The sequence below is a fragment of the Streptomyces sp. NPDC048018 genome, from assembly GCF_043202995.1.
Lineage (GTDB): Bacteria > Actinomycetota > Actinomycetes > Streptomycetales > Streptomycetaceae > Streptomyces.
Window position 1 is genome coordinate 1 of record NZ_JBIDBK010000021.1, and the last position, 15,948, is coordinate 15,948.

The 15,948-nt window shown below is 67.9% G+C and carries 13 protein-coding genes and 2 pseudogenes; 4 read left to right on the forward strand and 11 right to left on the reverse strand.

The window, feature by feature from the left end; genetic code table 11:
• Positions 1-539: 539 nt before the first annotated feature.
• The 4 genes and pseudogenes from ACGF1Z_RS35055 to ACGF1Z_RS35070 all read right to left on the reverse strand — a co-directional run bounded on the left by ACGF1Z_RS35055 (position 540) and on the right by ACGF1Z_RS35070 (position 4,704).
• Positions 540-1,532 carry a hypothetical protein gene (locus ACGF1Z_RS35055; protein ID WP_393010620.1) on the reverse strand — a complete coding sequence of 331 codons (993 nt, stop codon included), beginning with the start codon at positions 1,530-1,532 and terminating at the stop codon, positions 540-542.
• Between the two features lie 1,198 nt (positions 1,533-2,730).
• Positions 2,731-3,851, reverse strand: a pseudogene (locus tag ACGF1Z_RS35060) (IS630 family transposase).
• Positions 3,852-4,027: 176 nt separating this feature from the next.
• Positions 4,028-4,414, reverse strand: a complete 387-nt coding sequence (locus tag ACGF1Z_RS35065; RefSeq protein ID WP_393010622.1) for a fic family toxin-antitoxin system, toxin component — start codon at positions 4,412-4,414, stop codon at positions 4,028-4,030.
• Complete coding sequence (locus tag ACGF1Z_RS35070; protein WP_393010624.1) at positions 4,411-4,704, reverse strand: DUF1778 domain-containing protein; 294 nt, start codon at positions 4,702-4,704, stop codon at positions 4,411-4,413. The genes ACGF1Z_RS35065 and ACGF1Z_RS35070 overlap by 4 nt, the downstream gene beginning before the upstream one ends.
• A gap of 576 nt (positions 4,705-5,280) precedes the next feature.
• Here ACGF1Z_RS35070 and ACGF1Z_RS35075 point away from each other — a divergent pair.
• From ACGF1Z_RS35075 to ACGF1Z_RS35090, 4 genes and pseudogenes are all read left to right on the forward strand, one after another.
• Complete coding sequence (locus tag ACGF1Z_RS35075) at positions 5,281-5,826, forward strand: RICIN domain-containing protein (RefSeq protein WP_393010626.1); 546 nt, start codon at positions 5,281-5,283, stop codon at positions 5,824-5,826.
• 50 nt (positions 5,827-5,876) lie between these two features.
• Positions 5,877-6,203: pseudogene (locus ACGF1Z_RS35080) on the forward strand (HAD family hydrolase); the annotation flags it as partial.
• A 46-nt stretch (positions 6,204-6,249) separates the two neighbouring features.
• Positions 6,250-6,516, forward strand: a complete 267-nt coding sequence (locus tag ACGF1Z_RS35085; protein WP_393010628.1) for a hypothetical protein — start codon at positions 6,250-6,252, stop codon at positions 6,514-6,516.
• 550 nt (positions 6,517-7,066) lie between these two features.
• Positions 7,067-7,276: a hypothetical protein gene (locus tag ACGF1Z_RS35090; RefSeq protein ID WP_393010630.1), complete on the forward strand. Its 210-nt coding sequence runs from the start codon at positions 7,067-7,069 to the stop codon at positions 7,274-7,276.
• Positions 7,277-7,847: 571 nt separating this feature from the next.
• Here ACGF1Z_RS35090 and ACGF1Z_RS35095 read toward each other — a convergent pair.
• The 7 genes from ACGF1Z_RS35095 to ACGF1Z_RS35125 all read right to left on the reverse strand — a co-directional run bounded on the left by ACGF1Z_RS35095 (position 7,848) and on the right by ACGF1Z_RS35125 (position 15,353).
• Positions 7,848-8,936, reverse strand: a complete 1,089-nt coding sequence (locus tag ACGF1Z_RS35095) for a cytochrome P450 (RefSeq protein WP_393010663.1) — start codon at positions 8,934-8,936, stop codon at positions 7,848-7,850.
• A gap of 384 nt (positions 8,937-9,320) precedes the next feature.
• On the reverse strand, positions 9,321-10,748 hold the full coding sequence (locus tag ACGF1Z_RS35100) for a hypothetical protein (protein WP_393010632.1): 1,428 nt from the start codon (positions 10,746-10,748) through the stop codon (positions 9,321-9,323).
• Between the two features lie 241 nt (positions 10,749-10,989).
• Positions 10,990-12,417, reverse strand: a complete 1,428-nt coding sequence (locus ACGF1Z_RS35105) for a hypothetical protein (RefSeq protein WP_393010634.1) — start codon at positions 12,415-12,417, stop codon at positions 10,990-10,992.
• Between the two features lie 857 nt (positions 12,418-13,274).
• On the reverse strand, positions 13,275-13,601 hold the full coding sequence (locus ACGF1Z_RS35110) for a helix-turn-helix domain-containing protein (RefSeq protein ID WP_393010636.1): 327 nt from the start codon (positions 13,599-13,601) through the stop codon (positions 13,275-13,277).
• A complete protein-coding gene (locus ACGF1Z_RS35115) occupies positions 13,598-14,722 on the reverse strand; it encodes a tyrosine-type recombinase/integrase (RefSeq protein WP_393010637.1) in 1,125 nt (374 codons plus the stop codon). The genes ACGF1Z_RS35110 and ACGF1Z_RS35115 overlap by 4 nt, the downstream gene beginning before the upstream one ends.
• A 123-nt stretch (positions 14,723-14,845) precedes the next feature.
• The gene (locus ACGF1Z_RS35120) at positions 14,846-15,025 is read right to left on the reverse strand and encodes a hypothetical protein (protein WP_393010639.1); all 180 of its coding nucleotides are present in this window, start codon (positions 15,023-15,025) and stop codon (positions 14,846-14,848) included.
• 7 nt (positions 15,026-15,032) lie between these two features.
• Positions 15,033-15,353: a hypothetical protein gene (locus tag ACGF1Z_RS35125; RefSeq protein WP_393010641.1), complete on the reverse strand. Its 321-nt coding sequence runs from the start codon at positions 15,351-15,353 to the stop codon at positions 15,033-15,035.
• Positions 15,354-15,948 lie beyond the last annotated feature (595 nt).

Genomic DNA, 15,948 nt, shown 5'->3' on the forward strand with positions numbered 1-15,948 from the left:
CCGGTACGACAAACTCGCCGTCCGTTACGAAGCGACAGTGCTGGTCGCAGCCATCAACGAATGGCTGTGACCAGCACTTTCGCAACAGGCCCTAGGCCCATCGCGTGGCGGCAACGTCCGCCCAACGGGGCCGGTGGGGTGGCGAAGCCCTCACCCCACAGAGAGTGCCGCAGGTGGCCGAAACGACGATCAGTGCGAGGCACACCGTGTCGATCAGCCCCAGCGGGATGACCAGCAGCGCGGGAGCATGTCCCGGCCGCCGGGAACGCCGTAGGTCACACCATGCTTCAGCAGCCATGCCCCAGGCCTTCCGCCCCTCTCGACACAAGCGGGCGGCGCCGCTCCGGGGTCTGGCTGCGTAGGCGTGGTCTGACGGTAGCTCACCTGAGGTCTACCTCGCTACGCCCTGCTTTCTGCCGCTGGGTGTAGTGGGGTGCGGCCCGCCCGCAGGGTGGGATCAGCCAAGTGCCCGGAGAGGGGGATCATGATGCGCCGCAGCACGGTCCGGGCCGGGCAAGGGGCGACGTCGTATCTCGCAGCTACGCGTGGATCTGGTGGGGAAGGTAGCCGTCTTGCAGTTCGCGCAGGAGGCTAACGGCCAGCATAAGTACCACAAGTGCGTTGACCAGAGTGTATTGAGTTCGCCCGGCCGCATGCGCTGTAGCGTGCCGGTTAAAAGTTTGCGGTACGGGGCCCTCGTTGAAGGTCGTGTACGCCGCCTTAAGGGGTGCGAGAACACAAGCCTGGCGGAACTCAAGAATTGTCGAATCGTCAGTGTCGACCTCGGGTAGTCGGCTATTCAGGTTGCCGTAGCCGTCCCATTTACCATTGGTATTCTGCAACTCGGGCTGCGCTCGCCAGAGGGCACGGTAGAGCGTGTCGACGACGCTCGCTGCCAAGGCCTGGACCCCCTCGACCTGGCCGGCTTTGGCCATGTCGACACACTTCTTGAGCAGAGCGGCCTGGTGTACGAGCTTAGGGTCCTCTACTAGCTCGATGACGGAGCTGCAGGACTCGACGATCAGCTCCTGTCCTGCCTGCACGGCTTCGAGCATCGCTTGCGTGTCGGTCGCCTGGAGAAGGTCGCGGACGATGGGTGCCGTCGGAACCCACGCCAGGGGAATGCCCTGCTGAAGGACGGACACCACCGTCTCGTAGTTGAGGGCCTGGTCCCGCCAGTTCTCGGGGAGGAACCGCGTGGCCCGGTCCACGATGTCCTGGAACCCGGCAGCCATATGGCGGACTCGCGTCCAGTCGACCATCGGCTGGATCCACTGTTCAAAATCCGGAGCACTTTGCTGGAGGAGGCGCTGAGCGCTCGCAAGCATGCGGCGGTGAGATTCCGTTTGCGCAAGCACCTGCCGGATTCCCTTGGAGGCGTCATCTGCCAGTGACTCGTAGTTGAGTAGCACGCTGCCCGGCAAGCCAAATGAGATGAGTGGCCCGGCAACTTCCTGCTCATCGTCCGAAGGCATAAGAGGAGCCGTCTCGTCATCGGGGTCAGGTGACGTGCCGTTTGTTTCTTTGCTCACGTGCTCATCTTCGGAGGATCGAGGCGGGTACGCAAAACCATTCGCCATTTGATCATGGCCATCTGGGAGATGGGCTGGTCAGTCAGGGAGGTGTGTGAGGTTATAGGCGGGTTTGGGTGGAGCCAGCGGTCATGTAGGAGGAGTCCTATGGGTGTGTAGGTCCAGGGAGTGGGACTGTGGCGATGAGCGGGCGCTGCCCGGTGCCGGCGCCGGTCGCCGTCAGGATTCGGTTGGGTCGGCGGATCGGCCCCGGCGGGGCCAGAGGCCGCGCCGCGGGGCGGCCGGCATTTTGGGCTTCGTGGGAGCTGACGCGGGCCTGGTCGGTTCCGTGCCGTGGTGTTGCTGTCCGAGGACGGCAGCACGCACGGCTGCCCAGTCCTCGGTTCGCCACCACTGGAAGAGGCCGATGGCGGGAATGACTGGGTGCTGGAGCGTGGCTAGGAACTCGCGGCGCGCGTACACCTCCTGGGCGCGCTGGGCCGGGTCGAGCTTGTGCTGATGATTGACGACCAGGACTCCGCGAGTGACCGGCTGGTCGGGGCGCAGGTTCGCCCAGGTGCCCAGGTGGCGCTCTAGTGCTGTGACCGGAAACGATCACCGGGTTGGGCTGTCAGACGGCTGAGCGAGTGGTTGGCTGCCCCGTCGGATGCTGAATCCTGTTGCTTGATGACGCACTCGCGGGATACGAAGTCGGAATGACGTTGTTCGAGTGCCGGGAGTGCGGCAAGGAGCTCACCGGCGTGTTGAGTCTGCTGCCTGCGGTCCCGGAAGCTCCTGCTCGGAATCCGGATCAGGAGGCCACCGAGGACCGACGTGCCCCGGCGACAATGCCCAGGGGCTTCTACGCGGTCGAGACAGAGCCGTGGGGACCGCCCTTCATCCCGGCCGAGACGGATGGGCCTGCATACCCGCGCGGTCCGTGGATGGACGACGAGGGTGGTTCGCTCATTTCGACGGGCCCACGCGGCAACTTCGTCCTCCACCCGGATGACGCTGGTGAGCTCGTCCTGCGCCCGAGCGGCGGGTTGGCATGCTGCGGCCCGAGCCCGAGCGGTGGGATGAACCAGGCATGCACTTGCGGAGTCCTGGTCGCGACGCTTACTGCTGACTGTTGGGGACCATACGAACTCCACCTGGCGGCGGATAGAACCCGAGAGGTTCACGTGGACTGGGCCAAATGATCACCGTGTGGGGCCGGTCAGGTGTAGGCTGAGAGCGGCCGACCGCCCCAGCGGATGCCTCGCTCGCTGCGGATGCGGGCGCGTTCTCGACGTTGTGCGGCGAGGACGTCGGGGTGACGGGCGTTGGCGTTGCGCCAGCGCAGGTAGCGGTGCAGGGCCCGGGTCTGCGCGGGATGGCTGCGATGGTTCGAATTCGCCAGGGTGAACTGCCGCAACGGTCCGAAGTGGGCTTCGATCGGGTTGGCCCAGGAGGCGTAGGTCGGGGTGAAGCACAGTTCGACCTTGTTCTTCTTCGCCCAGCGGCGGATGTCGGCGCCGGTGTGGGCGGAGAGGTTGTCCAGGATGATGTAGATCGGGGCGCCGTCGGGTCGGTCGGCGCGGATGGACTTCAGCGCGGCCAGGGTGTTGGCGGTGCCCTTGCGGCGGGGTTGACGCCCCACAGGGTGTCGTCGCCGATGGAGTAGCAGCCGTGGAAGTAGGTGACGCCGTGGGTGCGGCGGTAGGTCGCCGGCAGACGGTCGGGCTTGCCCTGTTTCGCCCAGCAGGAACCTGCGGTGGGCCGGATCCCCAGCGGCCCGAACTCATCGAATGCGAAGACCCGGTCCGGGAAGCGTTCCGCCACCTGCTCGATACGGTCGAGCTTGGCGTCACGGTCGGGGTCAGGAGATTCCTTCCAGGTCTTGGTGCACTGGAAGGTGATGCCACGACGCAACAGCAGGCACCGTAACGCCTCACGGCCTATGCGGATGACGCGTCCGTGGACACGGCGCAGGTACGAAGCGAGCTTGCGGATGGACCAGCGGGTGAACGGCTGGCCAAGCTTAGTGGGGCGAGTGGTGGCCATCTGGATGACGAAGTCCTCGTCGTCGTCACTGAGCAGGCGGGGACGGCCTCCCGCCCACCGAGGGTCCAGGCAGGCCATACCGATCTCGTTGAACCGGTGGATCACATCCCGCACCGTGTCCTCGTCGGCCTGGACCAGTTGGGCGATCACTGAGACACGATTCCCGCCGGCGGAGGCCAGCACCATCATCGCCCGGCGATAGCGCACCGAGCTGGTACTGCCTCGGCGCACGACCTGCTGCAGCTTCTGCCCCTCTTGATCGGTCAGTCTGCGCACCCGCACAGGCTCGGCCACCACGCCTCCAGCATTCGGCGGACGTGTCCACGCATCCAACCGCCCTGACCGCCAACCCGGCGAACCTATGCGGTCACAGCACTAGGGATCAGGGGGCACCTCCCTACGTCCGCGTGCGCTCCGGACGGCAGTCGGCAGTGACGAGCCGTCACGTGCAACTGCAGGCCGATGACCCGTCAGGAAACACTCCACGCCCGCAGCTGGCGACCGATCAGGCCGATCCCCATCACGCCGGACGCCGCGTCCCGCACGAGAGCGACCGCCTCCTTCGGCAGGTAGTTCAGTCGGCACCCGTTCAAAGCCAGGTACGCTTCCGCGCAGTGCCACGCATAGGCCTCGTTCGAGTGCTCCAGACACGGCAGCCGCACCAGCGTCTGCAGCAGCGCCGCAGCCTTGAAGTACAAGGACCCGTAGATGTCGCGCTCCAGCGCCCGCGCGTTGCCCCGCGCCACAGCGGCATACAGCGTGCCGTAATCGTCCACCTGCGGATCACCCGGCAACAACTCAGCAGCATGCAGCAGAAACGTCACGTCCAGCGGATGCGGCGGCTCGTTCCGCGTCACGCGGCGTGCCCCTGCTGCTCCTCAAGATCACGCCGCGCCTCCAGCTCTGCGGCCCGCTGCCCCCTGCCGGGATCGACGGCGCCAGCCTCGGCGGCGAACGCCTCGCTCGTACGGGACATCGACTCCCTGAACGCATCGAGGAAGCGCTCCTCCACGGCAGTGGCGCGCGCATATGCGGCGGACAGGATGTACTCCTGCAGGCTGACGCCCTCCTGCTTCGCGGCGGCCTCGATCGCGGCACGCTGAGCAGGATCCGGGAAGCGTAGGTTCATAGCTTTGGGCTGCGACATGGTACCGAGGGTACCGCCGGTACCAGAGCATGGCCAGGACATGACCCGGAAACACAGGCGACGGCGTCCACCACGCCATGCTCGGCATCGCCCCGATGCACAACAACCTCACCCTCGCCGAGTAGGAGAGCTGGTCGCACCTCGTGCGACCGCGGCCGAGGTCGCGCGGAGGCCATATACGGGACAGCCCTGGAGATGACCTGAACCACCGGATGAATCTATCTCTGCACGGAACCGCAAGGAAGCGTGCATGGATTGTGTCGAGAGAGAGCGCCCGACTGAGCTCTAATCGACTGACAACAGATGTTCCGCGGTCGTGATTCAGCGGTCGAAAAAGAGTCGGTGCAATTCGCCAAGTAGCCCCATCACCCTCGGCGGTACCCGAAGAATCTGGGTATGTCCTCTTTGTTCGACACGCTGTCAAATGCTCTGGAGTGGCCGACTGGACTGCCGTTGTGGGGCTGGGGTGAAGTAGTGGACGCGTGGCGGGGCCGTAGCTGAACCAGATTTGGCACACGGGGGGGGGCGAGCCCCGGCGGCCATGAAACTTTAGACGACTTCAGAAATGAGATGAAAATGACAGGTCGAATCTTTAAGTCTATTCGCCGACTTGCCGGATTGGTTGCCGCTGGCGCTTCTTTGGCCCTGTACCTTCCTGCTTCACCCGCGTCTGCGGCGACTGACACATTCGGATATCCGCAGAGGCTTACCAACTACAACAGTGGTTTGTGCCTTGAGGTTCAGGGATGGAGCACTGTGAACGGTGGAACTGTCGGGCAGTGGGACTGTCACTTGGGCAAAAACCAGCAATGGTTCTTCGCGGATCAAGGTCCGGGGGACATCATATGGAACGCCAACAGTGGAAAGTGCCTTGAGGTCGCAGACTGGAGCACTTTGAACGGTGCTCCCGTCCGGCAGTGGGAGTGCACCGGAAGGGCTAACCAGCAATGGGTCTGGATGGGCACCGTAAAGGACGGATACAACTACAACGTCATTCGGAATGTGTACAGCAATAAGTGCCTTGAGGTCGCGGATTGGCGTAGGGATAACGGCGCGCCCGTCCGCCAGTGGGACTGCCACTATGGGGACAACCAAGTGTTTTACGTTGCTGACGCTTTCTGATGTGCGTTGATACGAGCCAGAGCGCCCGGCTCTAAGGGTACTTTTTGCAAGGCCGCCTGCTGCGGAACCTGGCGCTGCCTGCCGATCTGATCGCGACCTCGGGGGAGTGGGGGTGCGCGAAGCCGGCCAAACAGTTCTTTACACGGGTGAGCGACGCCGCGGGCGGCGCGCTGCCGCAGGAGACCGTCTACGTCGGCGACCACCCAGCCAACGACACGATCCCGGCAGCGGCGTACGGGTTGCGTGCCGTGCATCTGCGGCGCGGCCCGTGGGGGCATCTGTGGGCGGACGACCTCGCGGTCGCCGCGGCCGCCGACTGGATCATCGACTCCCTGCACGACCTCGTCGACACCGTCCGCCTGGAGAACGGGGTGTAGCCGATCTCGGGGTCCAGCCCGTCGCGCCGCGGGTACGGTCAGGGACATGGCTGCTGAAAGCCCGCAGGCGGTGGGCGAGCGGATCGCCGCCCGCCGCCTCACCAACTCCAGCCGCACACCGGTCGTCGCTAACAACGTCCTCTTGCTGTGGACGGAGCTGTGGACGGAGATCAGCGAAGAGGCGTGGCAGTGCTTCGGGGGGCCAGTACGGCCGGTTCAGCGCCAGCGCCGACATGGCGCATGCCCGGGCACGGCGGGCGTCGCCACGTCCATCTCCGACAGGGGACGCTCCACTATTTTCGATGCGATCTGAAGATTCAGCCACGCATCCCACATGTCGCCGCCAGGTTCCCCACCACGGGTCGTTCTCGTAACCGGGTGGCCCGCCGGCGCGACCTCCGCTCGCGCAGAGAGCATGGCCAGACCGGCAACGTCTACGACACCGTCCACGGCTCACCTCCGCTCGCGCGGAGAGGACGGCAGCCAGCACAAATTCACGCTCGACTACGCCGGCTCACCTCCGCTCGAGCGGAGGTGAGCCGCTCGCATTCCACAAGAACCCGCAGCTGATTCCGTGCTCTCCGCTCGAGCGGGGGTGAGCGGGGATCTTCCCTCGCGTCGAGTTCGAGGCGCAGGTGCTGTCCGCTCGGGCGGGTTGCGCGGTCTTTACCTCGTGCCCGGCTGCCAGTGGCACCTCCTCGCCACCGAGGGGCTGCTGCCGCCGCCCACCCGCGAGCTTCTCCAGGACCTCATCAACCGGAACGCGCCCGGCGCCGGGGCGGGGGCGATGTCAGACCAGCCTCGTAGCGTCGATGACGAGGGCCCGGACCGGACGGGCCCCCGGAGGACCGAAGGAGCGGGCCATGGGCGAGATCAGTATCGAGCGGCAGCATCTTGACCGGCTGTTGGCCGACAGTGCGAGCACATACGGAGCCCCCTACCAGCGGGCCTTTGCCGAACTCGCCGAAACGCATCGCGGCCGGCCCGTCACCGAGATCCTTCCGCTGCTGCGCCGCGCCGCCGACGAAGCGCTGCTCGGCTTCACGGACGCGGACCTGCGCGAGCAGGCCTAGGCCATCAGCACAGGGGAGCCCTACGTCCTGCGCGTGACGGTGGCCTGACCCAGGACCGCATCGGCTGGCCACGGGAACGCGTCCGCCCGCCGCTGCTGCAGTCGCCGGCGCGGCAGACCCGGCCCGCCCGCTGGGAGGAGGTCAGCCGGGACGGACGTCTGCCACACCCCCGTCCACACCGGTCTGGCCATCGCCGCACCACCCTTCACGAGGTCCACCAGGGCGTCTATCCCCACCGGCAACGCCGACCCGACCCCGAGACGCCGACCTCCTCCGGCGGGACAGGGAAGCCCCACCGGGGCCGTCACGGTCCTTCCATCTCGCCGCGCTCCCGCGTCCAGGAGCGCATGGTGTGCTCGCCCTGGGGCCCGTCCTCGACCAGCACTGGCGGAGAGGCGGTATTCGTAGGCTGCGCTATTCCTCCGGGGTCGGGCCGCAGGTTGCCGCCTCGGCCCGGACAGTGATCCTTCTGGGCAGGACGCACCAGCGCAGGTGGACTGCGGCCGCCGGGCGCCTGAACGAGGAGATGCCTGATGGCCGACAGACTTAAGGCGTGCTGGTACGGAGGGCGTCAGCCCGGTCGGCTGGACATGAGCGCGGGACATGTCGCGTGCGCTGGGGTGTGGGTGAGGGGCAGTTCGGTGATGCCGTGCAACCGCAGGGACGTTCTTCGTCGCAGAGGCCCGGTGGGGTCGGCGAGGCTGAGGCCCGGTAGGTCCAGCAGGTGGGTGAGGGCGGTATGGAGCTGGATGCGGGCCAGGGCCGCGCCGGGGCAGTGGTGTGGGCCGTGGCCGAAGGCGAGGTGGGGGGTGCGGGTTCGGGTGGGGTCGAAGCGGTCGGGGTCGGTGTGGCGAGCGGGGTCGCGGTGGGCGGAGGCGAGGCTGAGCAGGACCGTTTCTCCCGCGCGTATCGGGCTTCCGGCGATGGTGAGGTCCTGGCGGGCGTAGCGCGGGGCGGCCAGTGCGGTCGGGGCGCTGTGGCGCAGGAGTTCCTCGACGGCCGCGGGCATCAGGTGGGGGTGGGTGCGCAGGGTGTGGGCGTGGTGGGGGTGGGTGAGCAGCAGGTGGGTTCCGTGGGCGATGGCGTGGGTGATGTTCTCGATGCCGGCCCACCAGAGCTGGAAGGCAAGGGAGAGGAGTTCGTCGGGGGTGAGGGAGTGGTGGGTGCGTGCCCAGGAGGCGAGGAGGCTGTCGGTCGGGTGGCGGTGTCGGGCGATGTGGTGGGTGAGGAGCTGATGGACGGCGGTGACGGCCTGGCCGAGCTGGTCGTGGCGGGTGTGGGTGACCATCACCGTGGTCCAGTGGGCGAGCTCGGGCCGTTGGCGGGCGGGGATGCCGAGCAGGTCGGCGACGATGGTCAGCGGCAGCAGTATCGCGAAGTCGGTGATCAGGTCGAACCGCTGGCGCGGGGCAAGGCCGGCGAGGAGACGTGCGGTGACGGCCCTTATGTGGGGGCGCAGGGTGTCGGAGCGGCGCGCGGAGAAGGTGGGGGCGGTGATGCGCCGTAGCCGGGTGTGTCCGGCACCGTCCCGGCTCAGGAGGTTGTCTGCCAGCGGAGCGGGCAGCTCGAAGCTGCCGTTTCCGGCTCGGGCGGCAGGCCCCTCCACTGTCAGGCGTCGGTCGGTGAAGGCACGTCGCACGTCGGCGTCATGGGTGAGCATCCAGGACACGCCGCCAGCCGTCCGAAGCCCATGAACGGGAGCCTGTGTCCGCAGCCTGGCCAGCGCCGGGTAGGGATCGGCGACTAGCGTACGGTCAAAGGTCATTGGGAAAGGTGCGCTTCCTCGGTTCGAGGGGAGCCCCGTCGTGGCAGGGCTCCCGGCGGGCCGCTGGCTATTGCGCGAGTGCCCCGACGCTGGTTGAGACAGGGGACTGCCCTCCCGGTCGCCACCGCACCGCAGGGGTTCTGCCAGGCGGCCGTCCCGTGGCGGGCAGCCCTTGAACCCCGCTTGACCGGGCCGACCACGGAGAAGGGACGGGGTCTGTGTGCGCCGCAGTGGCGGCGCACACAGACCCGGTGTGGTTCGAGCTGAGGGGCAGGCCGTCTACACGAGGCCGAGGGGCAGGACGCGGCTGGCGGCGGTGATGGGCCCGAACAGCCCGGTGAAGAAGACAGCCTCCGCGGCGGTCTGCCCGGAGGGCCGCGTGGGGGCCTCCTCCACCTTGGCGAGCGTCCACTTCTGGCCCGGGCCGCCCTTGGCCTTGCCCACCAGCGCGCCCTCCTCGTCGGTCCAGTACGTCGCCTGCGACGGCAAGGTCGTACTGTCCGCAGCGTAGATGTGGGTGCCGTCGAACACCCACCGATAGGTGCTGCCCTTGTACCGCTTGGCGCCGCAGCCGTACATCGTGGTGCCGGCGCTGACCCGGCCCGGCGGCACGGTGACTCCGCCCTTCTCGGCCGCGGCGACGTAGGTGCGCATCGCCTCGACGTGCTCACGGTCGCTGGCACGCAGCCCATCCGCGTCGTAGAGCGCCAGCCACGCGCAGCCGGCGTTCCAGCGGGCCACTCCCCTGAGCGGGGCCCGCAGCTGCCACGCACGGGTCGGCGACTCCGCCTTGAGCGCCAACACCAGCTCGCGCTCGCTCTGGTACACCCTCTCGAAGTCTCCCAGGAACTGCGCGTCCACGCCGATGTTCTTCAGGTTGTCCCTGACCTCAGTGACGCTCCACATCTCGAGCGCCGCGACCTGCCGCTCCAGGAGAGCCGCCTGCTTTTCCGGCGGGGCCTGCTCCATCTGCCGCTCAATCCGCTCCACCCTCTGTGTTCCCCACAGCAGGGGCTGCTCAAGAGCGTCCAGCACCTCTTCCCTGGTCCTCGGACGTTGCGGCTCGTTGCCGACGATGGTGGTTCCGATCGCTCGCGGGTGCGCCTCGTAGGCTTTCCACAGCATGTCGTGATTGGCCCTGAGCTTCCCCAGCATCGCCGCCTGCTGCGTCCGCAGCTTCTCCAGCGCAGTCGCCTGCCGAGCGTTGAGACTCTTCAACCCCTTCAGAAGCGGCTCGCCCTCCTTTTCCCAGGCGGCCAGTTCGGCGGTGTACTCCTTCTCGGCCACGGCCGTCCACTTCTCCGGGATCAGCGCCACGAGTGTCCTGGCGAGGTCGTCGGGGACATCGCCGAGCAGGTTGGCGAACTGCTTGCGTCGCCAGTGCCGCTCCTCGGCCTCGGCGGACGGGTTGCCGTGCATCCACACGCAGTACTCGCCGATGTTCTGAAGGTCGCGGACAGCTGAGGAGGCGAGCTGGAAATACGGCTGACGCTCCAGCGCATCCTCGTGGGGCCGGTAGTACCAGCGGGTCGCGGGGCTGCCGTCGGCCGGTCCGAGCTCGACCCCCGGCGGGTCGGTGCGGCCCAGCAGGTACTTGGTGCCCAGCTGGTGGTAGCTGTGGTCCACGGTGCGGCCCAGCCGCACGCGCACGGCCCGGCCGGTCTCCTGGTTGACGATCGTGAAAGGCCCACTCGGAAAGTCAGTCATGATCAAATCCTGTCGCGCCTCACCTCGCATCGGCGAGACAGTCCGACCGAGCATCACCCGAACTGGTAGACCATGGCGATTACCAGGACAGGGCGACAGGTCATCTGCTATGCCAGCTTCGCTGGGACAGGCTGACCGGTCAGAGCCCCGCTTCGCGCCGAGGGTGACCGTGATGATCGACCCGACAGTCCCCAGTTCAGAGAACTGTCGAGTCCGAACCCTGCGATGCCCTCGCAGCCGGTCACGGCGACTCGGGGTGTGATCGTGCGGCGAGGTAGTGCGCCCAGCTGTCTTGAAAGTAGGCGGCCCACTGGGTGGTGGTGTCGGGTGAGAAGCCCAGGAGATCGCTGACGATCTGAGGTGGCAGGTCTGTCATCAGCGCGGCCATCGCGGAGTTTCTGGCCGCGAGCGTTCCAAGGCCGTGTCCGGTGAGTCGGCCGCGGATCGCGTTGGCGCTGCGTGGGCGGCCGGGTGTCTTGCCGGGGAAGAGGTATCCGGGGTCCGAGTCCGGGGCGGGCCCCACGGCTGTGGGGTGGCGGCGGAGGATGACGAGAGCCTCGACGAGGGCGGCCAGGCGGGGAGGCAGGAGGACGGGGGCTGTGCTGATGGTGAGGTAGGCGCCGGTCTCGTCCCTGGTGAAAGCTGCGACGGTGAGGTCGGCTACCCGGCTGACGGGCAGGCCGAAGAGACGGACTAAGGCACCCGAGACTCTGACTTCAAGCGGCAGTTCGTCGTCGGTGAGGCAGCGGTGGAGTTGGTCGTGCAGCTCTGATTCCTCCAGGAAGGTCTGGGGAAGCCCTGAGAGGCTGGCGGTGAGCCTGAGGCCGGTGATGCGGCGTCGGCGGCTCCAGCGGATGAACGCGACGAGCCCGTTGCGCTGTCCTGGCTTCTCGGTGATCCAGCGGTCAAGGTCGGATTGTGGTGCCGTGGCCAGGGCCAGGCCCTGGCCGCCGAGCCAGTCGAGAAAGTAGATCGCGCGCAGGATGTCGGTCCGGGCGTGGGTGGCGGAGGCGTCGCTGAAGCGTCCGCGGTCGGCTTGGCGCCGGGCCCTGTTGAGGACGTGCCACTCGGCGAACGCGTGGACGTAGCCCCGCTGGCCGGGAGGCAGCGAGTCGACGGTGCGGGCCAGCCATAGCTCTGTCTGCGCCAGGTATTCGTTTCGCTCGGGCAGCACCTTGGCGGCGACCAGCAGACCGCGGACGTATCGCGTGCGGGGCTCTTGCGGTAGGTCGTCCAGGACGTCATGGGTCGGTTCCGTGCAGGTGGTGACAAGGCTGGCCAGCAGTCGGCCTGCCTGGCTGTGGTCCAGCCAGTGGATCACCGAACGCGGCTGCGGCGCGTTCGCCAGGCAGTGCGCGAGCCGTTCCATCCACGGCTTGGCGTTCTCCGCGGCGAGCAGGGCGTCGACCCGGGAGCGCAGCGTGCACCGGGTGCAGCGGCCCTCCGCGTACGGGTTGCCAGTGCTATTGCAGGTGACGCAGGTGAAGACCGGCCCACCGCCGCAGCACGTCCCGCACACCTCGTCGCCGGTTTCGGTGCGGCCGACGAGCGTGCCGGGCTCCCTGCAGAACGCGCAGGTGCCGGGGTGATGGCGGCGGCGGATGCAGCAGGGCCCACAGACCGCTCCGAGAGGCCAGGTGACGTGGACGGGCCGCTCGCGGTTGCACACTACGCAGAGGCGGACCGGGCGGGGCCGGCAGGAGCCGCAGTGGAACCCGCCGTTGCGGCCGAGGTTGGCACCGCGGCGCGTTCGGCCGCACACCACGCACTCGCCCATGATCCGATCGCACTTCCTACACAAGTCGGGGCGGCCGTCGGCGGCCCGCCGCTGGATCGGCCCGACCGTCCCGCAGCCCCCACAGCGGCGGGGCGGCAGCGTGTAGCAGTCGGTGCAGACCGGGCCCTCCGCCTCGCGTTTACGGACGCGTCCTGCCTGACCGCACCGGGCACACGCTTCCGTGCGTCGGGGCCAGCAGCTGTAGCAGAGCACCCCGCCGTCGGGTGTCTTCCCGGCAGAGGGGCGCTGCTGCCCGCATCGGCTGCACTCCCGTTGCCGGCGCGGGTCACGGGAGTAGCACCGGTAGCACACGGGCCCGTCCTCCCAGATCGCTGCGGCAGGCTCCTGCCTGGCGCAGCGGGCACAGGTTCGTACGGGCCGTGAACAGGGACGGTAGCACCGCCAGTCCGCGGTCGCGGCCCGCACCGGCCGCTTGGAGCTGCCGCACCTGGCACAGGCCAGTTTCCCGACGACGTGGCCGTGTCCGGCCTCCCGTAGGACGGGCAGCAGCCGGGCCAGCGACAGTGGGCAGTCGGGGGTCGGAATGCTGAGCCCGTCCGGGCGGTCCGCGAGGTAGGCGTCGAGCTCCCGTACGGGCTGCGAAGCCCACGCTTTCCCCCGCTGAAGCAGGTCACGGGCCTGCTCCTCGCTGACCTTCAGCAGGGTGTGCAGGTGGTGCGTCATCCGCTGGCGGGCCTCCTCGCGGGCGAGGGCCAGGGCACGGTTGTGGTCCCGCTGACTCTTCCCGGTCACGGGCGGTCCGGGCGCCGCACGACGGTCCGGCGCGGGCTGATCTCCACTGGGCTGGCCGTGCCGTCGGCCGTCTTGCGGACCTGCTGGTTGACGATCTTCGGCTCGATCAGGTCGTTCGGCGTGCACTGGAGGATGTCGCACAGCGCAACCAGCGTGTCCATGCTCAGTCGCTGCGGCGCATGGGTCACCAGCCGGTAGACCTGCTCCCGTGAGAGCGTGATCCCGCGCTCTGCCAGCAGTGGGACGAGGTCGGTGGTCTGGAACATCTCCCGCTCGGCCATCAGCATCCGCAGCTTCCACGCGAAGCCCATCTTCTTGATCACGTCGGCACGTCCCAGGACGTGGCGAGCCGCTTCTTCATGGATGCCTCCAGCAGAGTGTTGCGGTAGTCGTTGGACACCACCGTGTAGATCGCCGTGGTCGATCCGTGCGAGTGCCCGACCTGTTCCTGGACGAACCGCAGCGGATACCCGAACTCGACCAAGTGGGAGATGTAGGAGTACCGCAGGCAGTGAAGATCCAGCGCAGGGTCCAGCCCGGCCTGGTCCCGCGCAGTGCAAAACGCCTCGTTCAGCGACCGCGGCGAGAGCCGCCCGCACCGCTCGGTGACCCACAACGCCGGATGGGCACCGGGCTCGAAGTGAGGCCGGATCTCCACCACCCACTGGTCGAGCGTGTCGGTCACCCAGTCCAGCTCCGGCACCGTCAGCACCGTCCGTCGCTTAGGCGGCGCCCCCTTGTTCGTCTTCCCATAGCGCACCATTGCCGCACCGAACCGGCCGAACGCCGGCATCTTGGGGTTCGCGCGCAGATCCACTAGGTCCAGCCGGGACGTCTCGGTGCGACGAGTCCCGTACGCGTAGACGCTCTTCAGCGCCGCCGCGTCCCTCAGCGCACACAGGGAGCCCTTGCGTCCCAGCCCCCGGATCTGAGACGGCCGGGCATCCGCTGCATCGAACAGCGCTTGGACCTCATCGTAGGCAAGGGGCCGACGCCGCGGATTGGCCTCGAACTCGGCGGTATGGGCAACCGAATTGCCTTCGTGGAACACCTCCCGCGGGCCCTGACCAAACCGCTCGCTGCACACCGCATCCCAGCCGTACCGGCGGTCCAACACATACGACATGAACAGCGTGATCGTCACCTCGTACCCGCGGGCAGTCGACAGCTCGATACCGGGCCGGTCGCCGCGGTGGCCGCGCAGGTGTGCGATGAACGCCTCGCCTTCCTCAGGCGTCCACTGCCAGGGGAACAGGCCGGTGAACTCCATCATGCGGCGGACCAACCGCAGCCGGGGCCGGATCGTCCCCTCGCGCAGCAGCTGTGCCGTCTGCTGCCGGGTCCAGCCCTCCAGCATCGCCTCGAACATGGCCGGCGCAGGATCGAGGTGAACAACGTTGCGCGCCAGCACCAATCGCGCCGATCCCGGCGCCTCACCACTCACTCTGTCTGTTGTAACGGATGCAACATTGATGCGGCGATCCCTCGAAAGGCTGATAGGTGCTGCTAAGCCCGGCAAAGCTCGCTGTGGCCCGGCGTCCCGACCAGCGGATAAGGCAGATTGGTGTCAGTACGGATGTTGCATCGGGTGCAATTCCGCCTGTTCCTCGATCCGCACGTCCGCACGGCTGCCGTAGCGACCGATGAGTCCCCTGAACTTCCGCTCGGCGGTCGCCTCGCTGTCCCAGGTGCCGGTGACGGCTGGGGAGGACGGCGGGCCGAAGCGAAGCCTGACGTGAAACGGCACACGCGGATCATGGGCGGTCGGCCTCCCCGCTGCAAGCCGCGCGAGTCCGAGGACGGCGCGGCCGAACCGGCACGTTGTCCAGCTCGCGAGCTCCGGCTACGGCCCCCGCGGCGGCTGCCGCTGTCGGCCCGAGTTCGGTGGAGGCGACCACGATCGCCCCCGTGATGCCGAGCACCGAGACGAAGCCCGCGACCACTGGGAGCGACAGCCACCCGTCGAACAGTCCGGCCCGAAACCCGTCGAACACACCCCCCAGCACCCCGTCGAACCGCGGCGAGACTGCCAGCAGCATGAATCCCTCGATGCCGGAAACCAGAAACACGCCCATGGCCACCTCCCCCGTCTTACCTCTGTTTTCACCGGATGCCGACAGGTTGCCTGGGGGACGGTGGCGGGCACATTGCCTGCTGTCGGCAATCCTTACGCCGCTTCAACGCACGGCGCACGGCGCGCTGTGCGCGGGGTCCCAGAGCGAGCTCGGTGAAGGCCTCGACCGAGCGGTCCTCCCCAAGCGAGGCCGCGGCCGTCTCGGCCAGCCCTTGAGCGGGGACGCGGGGTGCGGGGAACGGCTGAGGCCGAATGCCAGGCCTCCCGCGGTGATCTCCGAGGGACTACGAACGACACGCTGCAGGCGTCCCGACGCGGCGGAGCCAAGTGCCTGGGCAGCGCGGCGCGGACGGCGCCGCCGCGGCTATGGACATAGGGTGCCGGGGCGGGTGTCCCCCGCGGTCCGGCTGCTGCGTGATAGACCTGACGACACCCCGAATGCAGCGGATCGCCGGTGCAACCCACAGGGTGTAGCGCCGACACCGCTGCGTTCGGAGTGTTCTTCGGCTTCCCGATATGGAAGGCGGTGAAGGGAGCCGCCCTGATGGTCGGGACCTCTGCGGTGCAGCCGGCCGCGGCCGCCCCTGCACAAGGGA